Here is a 15,172-nt window from a genome sequence, read left to right as displayed (position 1 = left end):
GCGATCAACCGGGTCGCTGCGATATCTGCGGTATGTTTTTGGTGAAGGCAAAAGAAGAGACCAGTGTGCCGGAATCCGCACCGGCCATGTCCGATCACAAGATGATGATGAACGAACAACCCAAAGTGCAGCCGGCACCGGAACACGAGGGCATGGCGATGAAAAGCGGGATAACTCCCGACAAGCCGGAACAGACCCAAGTGGAGACTGAGGAGGAGCATGCCCGGAAACATCTTGATCCGAACTACGTCTGCCCCATGCATCCGCAGATTGTGTCCGCTAAACCCGGGAGCTGCCCGATCTGCGGTATGGATCTGGTGCCGGTAGCTGCAGCGCAGTCTGTCGATGAGAGTCTGCCGCCGGTGAGTATCAGACCCGAAATCATCCAGCAACTGGGCGTTCGTACTGCAAGTGTGCAGAAACGCACCCTGTTACATCGACTGGAGACCCTGGGTTACGTGGGGTACGACCGTGACCGGCTGGTCAAAGTGTATGCACCTTCCGAGGGTTTTATCGAAAATCTGTCAGTCAGTTCCGAAGGGGAGCGGGTGAAGAAAGGCCAACTCCTGTTCGGCATCAAGACACCGCTGATTTCGGCCTACTACGACAAGACCTTCGCCCAGGATGCGGGCATCATTTCAGTCCTGAATGTGCTGGAGGGTGATTTTGTCAGAGCGGAAAACCCGGTGCTTACTCTCGCCAGCCTCTCCACCGTATGGGTGCTTGCTGATGTGTTTGAAAACGATGCCGTCAGGGTGACGGAGGGTCTGCAAGCGGAAGTTCGCCTGCCTTCCGTTCCCAACCGGGTGTGGGAAGGCAAGGTGGAATACATCTACCCCAACCTTGACCCCGAGACGCGCACCCTCAAGGTTCGCATGCGCTTCGACAACCCGGACGAACTGCTTAAACCCAACATGTATACCGAGATTTCCATCCATACTCCTCCCAGGCTCAACGTACTTGCCATCCCTCGTGAGGCGCTCATCGAGACAGGCAGGCAACAGCGTGTTATCGTCGCCTTGGGAGAAGGTCGTTTCCAGCCGCGTGAAGTCACAATCGGCGAGGAACGGGGTGAGTGGGTAGAGATAACCAATGGACTTAAAGAAAACGAGCGGGTGGTGGTTTCAGGCCAGTTTCTCATCGACTCTGAGTCCAATCTTCACGCCAGCCTCTCCCGCCTCGCACTGCCAACACTGCCTTAGCCTCCGCGAGAAGACACCTCCCCGATGATCGCCTCAGTCATCCGCTGGTCGATCCAGAATCGTCTGCTGATCCTACTGCTCACGCTGCTGTTGATCGGTTGGGGTATCAACGCCCTGCGCAACACACCGATAGACGCTATCCCCGACCTCTCAGACGCGCAGGTGATCATCAAGACCCAGTTTCCAGGTCAGAGCCCTGGAGTGGTGGAGTCACAGGTCACCTACCCCCTTACCACCGCAATGCTCTCGGTGCCCGGCACCGTAGCGGTTCGTGGCTACTCCTACTTCGGCGACTCTTTCGTCTATGTGGTGTTCGAGGACGATACCGATCTCTATTGGGCCCGTTCCAGAGTCCTCGAGTACCTTTCCCAGATCAGCGACCGCTTGCCCGAGGGGGTAACACCCGCCCTGGGACCCGACGCTACCGGGGTGGGTTGGGTCTATCAATACGCGTTGGTAGACCGACACCACAAACACGACCTGAGCCAGTTACGGTCGATCCAGGACTGGTTCCTCAAGTATGAACTGCAGACCGTGCCGGGAGTGGCGGAGATCGCCACCGTGGGCGGTATGGTGCGGCAGTATCAGGTGGTCTTGAATCCCAACCTGCTGCGCCTATACAACATCCCGCTCTCCAAGGTGAAGCAGGCCATTCGCGACGGCAATCAAGAGGTCGGCGGGTCGGTGATCGAGCGCGCCGAGGCGGAGCACATGGTCTACGCCACAGGCTACCTGCAAGGAGTGGAGGATCTGCGTGAAATCCCTCTGGGATTGAGTTCCAAGGGTACCCCCATCCTGCTGAAGGATGTGTCCGATATCCGGCTCGGCCCTGAGATGCGCCGCGGTATCGCTGAGCTTGACGGACTCGGTGAAGTGGTCGGAGGCATCGTGGTCATGCGCTGGGGAGAGAACGCCCGCACCACCATCGACGGCGTGAAACGCCGTCTGGAATCCCTCAAGACGGGTCTGCCTGATGGGGTGGAGATCGTCGAGACTTACGACCGGTCCCGGTTGATCGACCAGTCTGTGGATAACCTGCAACAAAGGCTGATAGAGGAGTTCATCATCGTCTCCCTGGTCTGTGTGGTGTTCCTCTTTCACCTGCGAACTTCTCTAGTCATCATCTTCAGTCTGCCGGTGGGCATCCTCGCCGCCTTCGGCATCATGCAGTGGCAGGGTATCAATGCCAATATCATGTCCCTGGGCGGTATCGCCATTGCCATCGGCACCATGGTGGACGCCGCCATTGTCATGCTGGAAAACATGCATAAACATGCCGAGCGGGATGGCGCAGGGATCACGGGGCACCATCGCTGGAAACAGGTCCAAGCGGCAGCACTCGAGGTTGGTCCACCGCTCTTCTACTCTCTCATCATCCTTACCCTGAGCTTTCTGCCCGTCTTTACCCTGCAAGGTCAGGAGGGGCGGCTCTTCTCTCCTCTCGCCTACACCAAAACCTACGCCATGGCCGCCGCCGCAGGTTTGTCGATCACCCTGGTGCCGGTTTTGATGGGTTATCTCATTCGCGGCCCGCTGCCCGCGGAGGAGAAAAACCCAATCAACCGCTGGGCCATCCGTAGCTACCGCCCCCTCATCGATATCGCCCTCCGCCACCCTTTTGCGGTCTTCCTGGTCAGTATCCTGCTGACGCTCACGGCGGTCTGGCCCCTCTCCCAGCTGGGTTCCGAGTTCATGCCTGAACTGGATGAAGGCGACCTGATGTACATGCCCACCACCTTCCCCGGCCTCTCCATCGGCAAGGCCCAGGAACTACTGCAACAGACGGACCGCATGATCCGGCAAGTCCCAGAGGTGGAGCGCGTCTTTGGCAAAATCGGGCGCGCCGAGACAGCCACCGACCCGGCACCCCTGACCATGATCGAAACCACCATACGTCTCAAACCGAAAGATCAGTGGCGGCCGGGCATGACACTGGAAGAACTCAAGCGGGAACTCGACCAACGGGTCGATATCCCCGGCGTTACCAACGCCTGGGTAATGCCGATCAAGACCCGTATCGACATGCTCTCCACCGGCATCAAAACACCGGTGGGGGTGAAGGTGGCCGGACCTGACCTAAAAGTGATAGAAAGAATCGGCGCCGAGATCGAGGAGGTGCTGCGGGAAGTACCGGGTACCGCATCGGCTTTTGCCGAACGGGTCGCCGGGGGGCGCTATTCCCGGGTCGAAATCGACCGGGTGCGAGCCGCCCGCTTCGGTCTCAGTATCAAGGATGTTCAGGCGGTGGTCACCACCGCCATCGGTGGCTTGAATGTCACTGAGACAGTGGAGGGACTGGAGCGCTATCCAGTGAACATCCGCTACCCCCGAACCATTCGCGACAGCGAGGAGAAGCTGCGCAACCTGCCCATCGTCACTCCGGACGGCCGACACATCACTCTCGGTCAGCTGACGAGGATCAGCGTGGAGGAAGGACCGCCGATGATCAAGAGCGAAAATGCCCGTCCCAACGGCTGGGTTTACGTCGACATCGGGGGGCGGGACCTGGGCTCTTATGTGGCAGAGGCGCAACAGCGGGTTAACCAGGCAGTGACGCTGCCACCGGGTTACTCGATCACCTGGTCGGGCCAATACGAACACTACCAGCGGGCAAATGCGCGGCTTGCGCAGGTGGTGCCGCTGACCCTGATCATCATCGTGATCCTGCTCTACCTCGCCTTCCACAACATGACTGAAGTGGCAATCGTGATCGGCACCCTTCCCTTCGCCCTCACCGGCGGTGCCTGGATGCTCTGGCTACTCGACTTCAACCTCTCCATCGCTGTCGGCATAGGTTTCATCGCGCTTTCCGGCATCGCGGTGGAGACCGCGGTGGTGATGATCGTCTACCTCAACCAGTCCTATGCCGCCGCAGCGAATAGCGCTGCCGCTCAAGGACGGAAGATGACAAAGCGTGAGTTACGGGAGGCAGTGATCAAGGGGGCGGTACTGCGAGTGCGACCAAAGATCATGACCGTGGCCAGCGTTATTCTCGGTTTGTTGCCGATCCTGCTGGCGGGAGGAGCCGGGTCAGATGTGATGCGGCCGATCGCCGCGCCAATGGTAGGCGGCATGTTGAGCGCGGCGCTGCTCACCCTGGTGGTGGTCCCCGCCGCCTTCTTCGTTTGGAAAGACCGACAGAGCAATTAAACCACCCGGCTTCAGGCAGACGGGACATTAAATTGTAGGAGCGGCGCCCCGCCGCGATGACTCCGTTGATAGATAAATCGCGGCGGTGGCGCCGCTCCTACTGCCTCTTCGCGGCAAGCTGCCGGGTAGTCAATTATCGCTGTTAGAAACTCCAGCGATATCCAGCAGAGAAAAAGTAATCGAGAAAGGAATCGGTGGACAGCAAGGTCTCCTCTTTATGCCAGTTGCCGCCACCCTCCATCTCGAACACCAGATCGCTTCTGAAGCGGTAGTCCGCCTGCAGGGTGCCGCCGGCAGTGATACGGGTTCCACCATCGTTATTGTCGCGGTACGAGAGATTGAGCCGTGGGTTGATTCTCCAGAGAGAGGTAATCGGGTAACGGCTGTTGGCGCTGATGGAATAGGTGTTGGAGGTACTGGCATCTGAATAGCGCAGACTTAGGATACCGATATCCCCCTCCTTCAACAGATTATTCTTGAGTACCTGTAAGGTATAGAAAAACTCATTCCCGGTCGAAGGCGTCGCTTCCACCCCCCCTGATGCCGGTGTATCACCCACATTGGAGATGGTGAGATCGCCACTGAGCTGAAAATCTTCGGCCAGTGAGTGCGTACCACCCAGAGAAACCACATGGCTGCGGGCAGAGCGATCCTCGGCCAGGGCGTAGATCTCGTCATCGGTATAGGTCTGACCGAGTTCCTCGATGGTCTCCAGGGTCTGCCCCTGCAGGGCATTGAAAGTGGTCAGGATCGGACTGGTGCGATAGTCATAATTGAAGTAGAGCTGGGTATCACTGTTCAGCGTCCAGTTGGTCTGCGCCAGAAAGGTCGACAGCCGATTATGGAAGATATCGTAATCCACCAGGCCGAAGAACGAGCGTTGATCGTCAAAATAGCGTGCCTCACCGCCCACTGCCCTGCGGTCCACCAGGTGATCGACCCGTTGCTCGATGGCGAACAGGGTGAAGTCGATATCGTAGAAGAGTGAGGCCAGCTCTGCATTTCCGCCGACGAACCACTTGTCGTCGCGGATAAAGACATCGCTGGACTTCTCCACCGGGATACCCGAATAGACGTTAAGCCTGATGTCCTCGGAGAACTGATAACCGATGACGCCCCCGTCAAACCGGTTGAGGATACCGCTCGAACGGAAGCGTTGGCGGCCGAAACGCCCGACCAGGCCTTCGGCGCGTCGTTCCACCTCGAAAAAAGCATCGGTCAGCGCTTCCTCGTTGCCCGATCCACCGTCCAACAGATCGACGTCATAGGAGCCGTTCAATTGCACCCGCATGTCGACGTCGGCACTGGAACGACGCACACTCAGATCGATGCTGTTATTGACCTGAGAGCGGGTGACACTCTCGTCATCGTCAACGAATTCACTCTCGATGCCGTCCCGCTGATAGGACTGAAAAAAACTGCCGAAAATCTCCCACTCCGCTTCCCGCTCCGCGGCAACTGCCCGGGTGGGCTCGCGCAGCTTCTCCTTGGGTTGCTCAGCCGCCGAAACCAGGCCGACGAGACGCTGGTTCACCCGCACAGAGTCCGGACCCTCGGGATACTGCTCCAGGTAACGGCGGTACTCTGCCTTGGCATGTGCAATCTGACCATTACGCTCCCGCGCCAGACCAAGCAATTCGAGCGCCTCCTTGGCAAATAGATTGTCCGCTTCCTCCAGGACCGCCGTCAGCATGCGGATAGCTTTTGGATAATCCTGAGCGGTCATGATCTCCCTGGCTTTCTCCATCATCCGGGCAAGCCGTTCCGGAACCGGTTTCACCTCCTGTTTCGGTAACATCAACGGTGCCTCCCCCGCTTCCGGTGGCGCACTGGTGTCCCCGTGAATACGGGCCTTCTCTTCGGCCGATACCCGGTCCACCCAACTACTGGGATAGAAGTGACGGATCTCCTTTTTGAACCGTTCCGCCTCGGCAGCAGATCGGAAGAAACCCAGACGCAGCCGGTACCACTGCTGGTCGTTGACCTCCGTCTGCGTGGTATAGAGCCGCCGTCTCGTTGGCACAGGCACAGGCGCTACCTTTTTAAAATCGATCGGCTGCTGCTGTGAGTGCAGGTTCAGGGCAAAGTCTCCGTCCACGAATTGCGGCTTTTCCCCCGGCGGAACTACAACGGCAGGAAGTTCGGAAACTGCCGGAATCTCCGTGGGCGGCACATCGAACAGCGGCCCCCCCTTCGGCTCCTCAAGCTTTATGCTTTCAACCTTTTTCTCCTTTTTCAGCAGCACAGAAATCGAGAAAAAGCCTTTACCCTGGGTGATCTCATACTCACCAACCGAGGTAGAAAATGAGAGCAACATGGTGGAGTTGCCGATCAGCTGCCCAGTGAAGACGACCCGCTCCAGTGGGATCTCGGCGCTCGGCTTCCAGGAGAGGGTCTCGTCACCGGTGAGAAATTCCTCTTCCGTACCCGGAGTGACAACCGGTTTCACGCGAATCGCAATCTCGCTTCTGGCACTGTTCACCAGATCGCTGACCACACGTACGGGGACATTGAAAAAGATCGAGATCCGATTCTCCTCCTCCCCGAACCCTGCATCGATCCGATCCATAACCCGCGACTTGGCCATGGCTCCGGTGGTTATCGATAGCGACAACAGCATCAACAGAGTGGCTGCCCAGAACTTTCCCGCTATTTTTTTCATTACATACCTTGTCTATTATTGTTTTGGAAACAGGTTGGTTCAATACAAACCTCGGGAGGCGATGAATCACTTGGCGAAGATTCACCAGCCTCCCGGCCAATTACTGAATTGTAGAATATAACGCAACGGGCCGTGGACCATTCCTTGGAAACCACACCCGAGATTCATCGTTAATCGAAATCCCCGTCGCTCACTCTATGCTCACGCTGTCTGTACTCCTTTATCGTAGACATTGAACTGTCAGTATAGATATGACAAGGGCCGCTGCAGTTACGGAGTTCGGTAACCGTATACTTGCGGTCGGGGTTCTCGTGCTTCTTGTGCGGACCCGATTCGTAATCCCCGGCGTGGCAACCCGCACAGTCGGGAGCATAACCTGCGTTACGCCAGGTCACCACCTGACTGTTGCTCTGATGGCAGGTTGTACAGGCCAGGTTGGAACGATGATCACCCGGATAACTTCCCGAGTTATGGCGATAGACCAGGGTCGGCAGCCAACCGGTGGTACGGTGACAACTATCGCACTGCTGCGTGGTCTGGAAATGACCGGCATGCTTGCCTTCCGCCTGATTGCCGTTGTGACAGGTGGAACAGCTGCCGGTCACCGTATTGTGATCGAAGCGCACCGAAGTCCAGGTAGTTTGCGACAGGTGACAGCTATCGCAAGCCGCCGTGGTCTGGACGTGACTGCTGTGCTTGCCGGTGGCGGTGGTGCCGTTGTGGCAGCTCTGGCAAGTTCCCGTAACTCCTCCGTGATCAAAACGCACCGCAGTCCAGCTCGCCTGAGAGATATGGCAGGTATCGCAACCGGCAGTGGTCTGGATATGACTGCTGTGTTTGCCGGTGGCGGTAGTACCGTTGTGGCAGCTCGCACAGCTGCCGGTGACTCCGGCGTGGTCAAACCTTACCGCGCTCCAGCTCGTCTGTGAGATATGGCAGGTTTCGCAGCCGGCAGTCGTCTGTATATGGCTGCTGTGCTTGCCGGTGGCAGTAGTGCCGTTATGGCAGCTCGCACAGCTGCCGGTGACTCCGGCGTGGTCAAACCTTACCGCGCTCCAGCTCGTCTGTGAGATATGGCAGGTATCGCAACCTGCGGTGGTCTGCACATGACCACTGTGCTTGCCGGTGGCAGTGGTGCCGTTATGGCAGCTTGCACAACTACCGGTGACTCCGGCATGGTCAAAACGCACTGCAGTCCAGCCGGTCTGCGAGATATGGCAGGTTTCGCAGCCTGCGGTTGTCTGCACATGGGCGCTGTGTTTGCCGGTGGCAGTAGTGCCGTTGTGGCAGCTCGCGCAGCTGCCGGTAACTCCAGCGTGATCAAAACGCACCGCGGTCCAGCCCGTCTGCGAGATATGGCAGGTATCGCAGCCGGCAGTGGTCTGCACATGACCACTGTGCTTGCCGGTGGCGGTAGTGCCATTGTGGCAGCTCGCGCAACTCCCGGTGACTCCCGCGTGGTCAAAACGCACTGCGGTCCAGCCCGTCTGTGAGATATGGCAGGTTTCACAACCAGCAGTGGTCTGCACATGGGCGCTGTGTTTGCCGGTGGCAGTAGTGCCGTTGTGGCAAGTCGCACAGCTGCCCGAAACTCCGGCGTGATCAAAACGCACTGCGGTCCAGCCCGTCTGTGAGATGTGGCAAGTTTCGCAGCCGGCAGTGGTCTGCACATGGCCACTGTGTTTACCGGTTGCCGTGGTGCCATTATGACAACTCGCACAGCTGCCGGAGACCAGGCCGTGATCGAAGCGCACTGTATTCCAGGCGTTGGTCGATATATGGCAGCTATCGCACTGGCCAGTGGTTAAGACATGGCTGGAGTGTTTACCCGTAGCCGATGTGCCGTTGTGACAGCTGCTACAGGTTCCTGCCACGCCATCGTGGCGGAAGGTGCCCACGAGCCAGGTTGTAGTGGTGGTATGACAGGTATCGCAGGCAGCAGTTGTCTGGATGTGAGTGCTGTGCTTGCCGGTAGCGGTGGAACCGTTGTGACACGTTGCACAACTGCCGGTCACGTTGCTGTGATCAAAGCGCACACTGCTCCAGGAGGTCTGGGAAGTGTGGCAGGAGTCGCATTGGGCGGTGGTCTGCACATGACTGGAGTTCTTGCCGGTGGCCGTCGTCCCGTTGTGACAGGTGTTGCAGGAGCCATTTGCCGCACCGTGGTCGAAACGCACGCTGGTCCAATTCGAGTTGGAGATATGACAACGACTGCATTCGCCACTGGTCTGAACATGCCCTGAGTGTTTGCCAGTCGCAGTGGAACCATTGTGACAGCTGGAGCAGGTACCGCTCACACTCCCATGATCGAAGCGAACGCTCTTCCAGTTCGCCTCCGAAGTATGGCAGACATCACACTGGGCAGCGGTATTCACATGGCCGGCACTCTTACCGGCTGAAGTAATACCATTATGACAGCTGGAGCACCTGCCGGCGGCATTCTCGTGCCTGAAGTTGATCGAGGTCCAGGCCTTGGTCGATATATGGCAGGTGTCGCACTGGGAAGCCGTGGTCACATGAGAGCCGTGCTTGCCGGTGGCGCTGCTGCCGTTATGGCAGGAGCTGCAGGTGCCGGTGACATTGGCATGATCAAAGGTACCGGTACGCCAGGTTTGCGTCGTGTGGCAGGTATCGCACTGTTCCACCGTTGTTATGTGTGTGGAGTGCTTGCCGGCGGCGTTCGCCCCATTATGGCAGGAGCTACAGCTACCTGTAGTATTAGCGTGATCAAATCTGCCGCCACGCCAGGTCTGGGTCGTGTGACAAGTGTCACACTGTCCCGCCGTTACTATATGCGTGGAATGCTTGCCGGTGGCATTCGCCCCATTGTGACAGGAGCTGCAGCTACCCGCTGCGTCAGCATGGTCAAAGCTGCCGCCAAGCCATGTCTGAGTCGTATGACAGGTGTCGCACTGGGCAGTGGTCTTGATATGTTTACCGCCCTTGCCGGTTGCATTGACGCTGTTGTGGCAGGAGGAGCAGGTACCGGCAACATTGGCATGATCAAAGACGCCGCCACGCCAAGTCTGGGTCGTGTGGCAGGTATCGCATTGTTCGGTAGTCCTGATGTGTCTGCCCGGTTTGCCGGTGGCCTTGGCGCCATTGTGGCAACGTGTACAGGAAGCGGTGTCAAGTTGGGTGTGATCGAGCTTGGCGATCCCCCACCGACCGGTGGAATGGCAGGTATCGCACTGTGCAGTGGTCTGCGGGTGGTCGCCGCCCTTGCCCAGCGCACTACTTCCGTTATGGCAGCTACTACAGGCACCAAGAACTGCCACATGGTCGACCCTTCGAACCTTGCGCCAACTGAAGGATGAGTGACAGAACTGGCAGTTGTTGGTAGTACTTATGTGGGCAACCGTCTTGCCCGCAGCTTTGCCCCCGTCGTGGCAACGTTCACATGCATCTGTGACACTGCCGTGATCGAAACGGGCTACCCGCCACGTTGACGAAGTATGGCAGTTATCGCAGGTATCTTCGCTCTTGATATGGTTCGCCCCCTTGCCTTCCGCCCGGGCGCCGTTATGGCAGCTCGCGCAGCGGGTGGGCGTCCCTTTGAAGATGGCATTGGTGTGGCACTGTTCGCACTCGACCCGCTTGTGACCGCCAGTCAGGGGAAAACCGGTCATAAAATGATCGAAGGACTCAGCAGCAGACGCACTGTTCCAAACAGTCTGAAATGCTGTCAGAGAGAGGGTAAGGAGCAGCATCGTCACCATTCTGCCGATCGATCTGCTTCTCATCAGTTTTACCTTTGCCATTAGACTAGTCCCACCATTTGCGTTTATCGCAATAATCATTTCATTTTCACTTCACTGAAGGAGTTGCTGTTATGGCAGCGTTTGCATTTTCTGCCGTAGGCTCCGCGGTGTTTATCTTGCTGCCGATGACAGGTGTAACAATCCTGGCCCAACTTTTTATCCGAGATTTTTTCCCGGTGACAGGCATGGCAGTTCAGCCCTTCGTGGCTGCCTTCGAGCTTAAATTCGGTTTGAGCATTATGATCGAACATCCAGATCGTCCATCCGTTCGGTGAATGGCACGTTTCACACCGCTCCGACAAACGGCCTTTGTGCGAGTCATCACCGAAGTGGCAGGCGACACACTCGGTCTTCTCATCCTTGTATTCGCTGGAGAGATGGCACTCTTCACAGGCCAGCGCGTTGTGCTGGCCGATTAAGGGGAAACGGGTCAGATCGTGGTCGAAAAAAACTTTTGCGTCCCAGCCATCGGTGTTGTGGCACCGGACACACGCCTTGCCCTGTTGCTCCTTGTGCACGTCATCATCGGCATGACAGGCAATGCAGGTGCTTTCCAACGCCTGTTTCTCTTTCTGCGCAGCGGTATGACAGGCCTCGCAGGGCAATTTTTTATGGCGGCCGTCAAGGATGAATTTAGTATCTTTTGCGTGATCGAAACCAACCTCAGCCCACCCCTTGGTGGAATGGCAGTTTTGACACTCCTTGCCGTTTACACCTCGATGCACATCATCCAGGCGGTGGCAGGTGTAACAATCCTTTTCCAGTTTTTTCTTGTATAGAGGCTCCTTGTGGCAACTGTTGCAAGCAAGCTTGCGATGCCGGTATTGAAGCTTGTATTTGGTATCGCGGTCGTGATCGAACCTGACTTCGTTCCACTTCTCGGTGGTGTGACACTCCTTGCACTTTTCACCAAACTGCCCGCCATGGATGTCATTGATCTGATGACAAAGATGACACTCCTTAGGTGTCTTCTTATAACGCTCACTGGGGTGGCAGATCTTGCACTTGAGATCCTGGTGCTTGCCTTCGAGCTTGTATTCGGTGTCTTTGTTGTGATCGAAATCAAAATGCTTCCAACCACGCTCCACATGACATTTATCGCACTTCTCACCCAGACCGCCGCGATGAGGATCGGCCTCCTTGTGGCAGTCGACACATAAGGAAAACTCTACAAAATACTTTTTGCCCTGTTCATGACTGGAGTTACATGGAACCTGTTTGTGCAGCCCTTTCAGTTTGAAATCCGCCGCTTCGTGCAGAAAGGAGCCCTCGTCGAACAATACCACCCGTGCGCCGCGCCCCTTATGGTCAGTATGACAGTGCTTGCAGGCGACCTTGTCGGGTTGCGCCTTGCGACCGTGGTAACCCTCCTTCAACTTAATATCACTGGCGATATTTGCATGGTCATGGCAGCCAAGGCAGAGCTGACTCTGTTTTTTCTGTTCAAGCTTTTCGTGGCATTTTTCGCACTCATCCTCGAACGCTGCATGTCCCTCAATCACGTCACCTGGCATCAACAGACGATCGAAAACCCCAAAGGCCTGGACGGTTGTATTTGGCACGAAAGCAAACATCAGCAGAATAAAGGTATATGGAAGCCGCAAAACGATGTCACTGAACCGGTCAAGGCTCTCTCTCAGTAAGTGTGGACTGCATAGATATGGATGACTCCAGTCACCAACATCATGAAAAACAGTGGCAGATGCAGGACATGCCACAGGGAAAAGAGACGCTCATAAAAATGCAGTTCGAGAATCCGAACCGAGGCTCGCTTGTGCGTACTGATGAGCAACCTTACGGTTTTTCTATAGCTGCGGGTTCGCTGTGGCTTCCAATTCAATTCCCGGGCAGACTGCTTCAGCTGTCGGTTAAACTCCCTTTGGATGTGCTTGTAGAGTAAAGGGGCTTCTATACGGATGCGCAGCCAGTTGATGAAGCTCTTGAACAGGCTTTCCTGCACGTTGACAACCCGCCCTTCGAACCGGGCCAGGCGTTCTTTGGTCCCTGGCGCCAGTTCGAACAACCGGCCAAGCTTGCGGGTCAACAACTCGGAATCCGACTTCAGTCTGTCGAATTTTATTTTGCCGCCATGGAGACCATAGTGAATCCTGGAATAGACAAAACGGCCCGCCAGGCCGCTGATCGCCACGGTAATCATGCTGAACAAGGCCACCCGACCGTTGAGCGAACCGAGGTGAAAATTGCTGTGAAGCATCACCAGAGTCGGGCCAAGCACACCCATTAACATATGGAAACGAAACCAGAATTTCACGGTGAGAAACCGCTTCATCCACCCAACTCGTTTACGCAACGAATAGAGCAGCAGCAGCAGCATCATGCTTCCGCCGACGATGCCGAGCGCATACCCCAGTCCCTCTTCAGGTGTCAGGATCAGCTCATCGCGGTTGATCCAGCCAGAATAGAGCACTAACGTAACGAATAGCGTAAGCAGCCAGCCCCCAAAGCCTGAGAACTTGCCATTTTCAGGCAGTACATCACTACCATCGGCCGCAGCCCGTTTTTTTTCTGTCTGTTTCACAGAATTCAACACAATTCCACTCATTGCGACTTCGCCTGTCTATAATTGTCTGGTGTTTCCATATCGATAGCGCCTTGCTTCTGTGTAGAAACCGCCTTTTTGGCGACTCCGATTCGGCTGCCCGAAAAATCCACCGTCAATATTAGGAATTTTTTACCAAATTTACGATTGAATTGTAACTGACCCGATCTTCCTGCCTACACCTGAGCGGCAACAAACCCCAGAACATGAGCCGTTGATCACACCATAATTGCTGTGCAGTGCTGAAACATGAAACAGTTCGCATTGTTTATGAGCTGCAGCATCTATCTGAAGCTGAAATTGCAAAATAACGCCACACCGCGCGGTACTGGCTGGATGAATGAGTCACTTAGCCAGGATTGCCCGCTCCCTCCCGCCGCAATCCCAGGCCAAACAGCGAAAACGCCTACTGATAAGCTGTATTTGGATGTAAAAAGCTCATCATGTGCACTCCGAATCCTGGAATATCACCGTTTGTGCCTCTGCAGTGGTAACAGGTACAGCTGAAGTATTTTCAAAATAGTGATAAAGGATCACAACGACCGTGCATACGAGAAAAAGCGCGGCAATCGTATAGAACGCCACCGCTGTTGCATCGTCGTTGACCTTTTCCGGCCTACCAATTCCCGTCATCTTCAAGCACCTCCTAGCTTTTCTTTTCTTATTAGTGAAACTTTAGGTGATAGAAAAATAAAAACTGCCGGTAATATTGGGCAAGATCAGACTGAGAAACTCCTAGTTTTCCAGTTGGAAAAGATGAATTTAATAGGTAGGTAAACACCCTAGTTTACTTCTAGGGGAGCGGCCAACAGCACATCGAGTTTACTATTTATAAACAATGACTTATCTCAATGTTATAACTGCGAATATGTATATTTCGTATTGACATCCCCTTATCAGGGCTGCACTCAGCAGCAAACTGTAAAATAAGGTCGAATGAATCCAGAGAAAGTTTGGCTATAATCCCTAGTGCACAAGGGATACAAGCAATCCTGTTAACTTGAGGATCAGGTAAAAGGGGATCGTTTTCGTCCGGGGAATCAAGTACTAAAATCCGCTAATTGCAGCGCGTGGGGGGGGTGCATGGAAAAACAATTACGAGTCGTTATCGCTGAAGACCATACAATTCTGAGGGCAGGATTAAAATCGCTATTGGAAGGCACCACGGATTACAATGTTGTCGGAGAAGCAGAGAACGGACGCGAAGCCATTCGCTGTGTCGCAGACAAGAAACCCGACTTGGCAATCATGGACCTGAATATGCCCAGCATGAACGGGATGGACGCCGTGCAGGAGATACGCAAAAGGTTTCCTGAAACAAAGATCCTGGTTTTGACCGTCCACAATGCGGAGGAGTATGTCCTGGCAAGCCTGAATGCGGGCGCTAATGGATACATTCTCAAAGATGCAACCCATTCTGAACTCCTGGTCGCGGTTGAACGGGTAATGAATGGCAAGACTTACCTCAGCCCCGACATTACTGACAAAGTTGTACAGGGTTATCTGGTCGGTCAAAAAAATTCTGAACCTGCGACCGATTGGGACACCATCACCAAGCGTGAGAAGCAGATCCTGAAATTGGTGGCTGAGGGGCACACCAACAAGAGCATGGCTGAATTCCTCTGTATCAGTATCAAAACGGTGGAAAAACACCGGGCAAATCTGATGAAGAAACTCGATCTTCACAATGCATCGGCACTTACCACTTATGCCTTGAATAAAGGCATCGTCTCCCACTAATCGTTATTTTTTGACAGCAGGATCGATAGAAAAGTGTAAACGAAGCTGTTCCCGCGTTTCTCCCGGACAGAGATGGTTTTTTTACTGCTCCATCTCA

Annotated in this window: 8 protein-coding genes; 3 read left to right on the top strand and 5 right to left on the bottom strand. The window is 55.4% G+C overall.

What is annotated here, in order from left to right:
* Positions 1-158: 158 nt before the first annotated feature.
* Both HPY30_15405 and HPY30_15400 read left to right on the top strand, forming a co-directional pair.
* Positions 159-1,202, top strand: coding sequence for an efflux RND transporter periplasmic adaptor subunit (locus tag HPY30_15405; GenBank protein QYZ68079.1), 1,044 nt, complete (start codon positions 159-161; stop codon positions 1,200-1,202).
* Between the two features lie 24 nt (positions 1,203-1,226).
* Complete coding sequence (locus HPY30_15400) at positions 1,227-4,352, top strand: efflux RND transporter permease subunit (GenBank protein ID QYZ67244.1); 3,126 nt, start codon at positions 1,227-1,229, stop codon at positions 4,350-4,352.
* Positions 4,353-4,494: 142 nt separating this feature from the next.
* Here the strand turns inward: HPY30_15400 and HPY30_15395 are convergent, their stop codons facing one another.
* The 5 genes from HPY30_15395 to HPY30_15375 form a co-directional block, all read right to left on the bottom strand.
* A complete protein-coding gene (locus HPY30_15395) occupies positions 4,495-7,014 on the bottom strand; it encodes a hypothetical protein (GenBank protein ID QYZ67243.1) in 2,520 nt (839 codons plus the stop codon).
* A gap of 170 nt (positions 7,015-7,184) precedes the next feature.
* Complete coding sequence (locus HPY30_15390; GenBank protein QYZ67242.1) at positions 7,185-10,757, bottom strand: cytochrome C; 3,573 nt, start codon at positions 10,755-10,757, stop codon at positions 7,185-7,187.
* Positions 10,758-10,810: 53 nt separating this feature from the next.
* Complete coding sequence (locus HPY30_15385; protein ID QYZ68078.1) at positions 10,811-12,349, bottom strand: cytochrome C; 1,539 nt, start codon at positions 12,347-12,349, stop codon at positions 10,811-10,813.
* Positions 12,350-12,411: 62 nt separating this feature from the next.
* On the bottom strand, positions 12,412-13,338 hold the full coding sequence (locus tag HPY30_15380; protein QYZ67241.1) for a transcriptional regulator: 927 nt from the start codon (positions 13,336-13,338) through the stop codon (positions 12,412-12,414).
* A gap of 438 nt (positions 13,339-13,776) precedes the next feature.
* A complete protein-coding gene (locus tag HPY30_15375) occupies positions 13,777-13,968 on the bottom strand; it encodes a hypothetical protein (GenBank protein QYZ67240.1) in 192 nt (63 codons plus the stop codon).
* Between the two features lie 450 nt (positions 13,969-14,418).
* On the opposite strand from HPY30_15375, the gene HPY30_15370 reads away from it, so the two are divergent.
* Complete coding sequence (locus HPY30_15370) at positions 14,419-15,075, top strand: response regulator transcription factor (GenBank protein QYZ67239.1); 657 nt, start codon at positions 14,419-14,421, stop codon at positions 15,073-15,075.
* Positions 15,076-15,172 lie beyond the last annotated feature (97 nt).

It is taken from the genome of Gammaproteobacteria bacterium (ex Lamellibrachia satsuma) (genome assembly GCA_019623805.1).
Taxonomy (GTDB): Bacteria; Pseudomonadota; Gammaproteobacteria; order Chromatiales; family Chromatiaceae; genus QGON01.
Note: the sequence above shows the minus strand (reverse complement) of the source record. Positions and strands in the feature narration are given on the sequence as shown.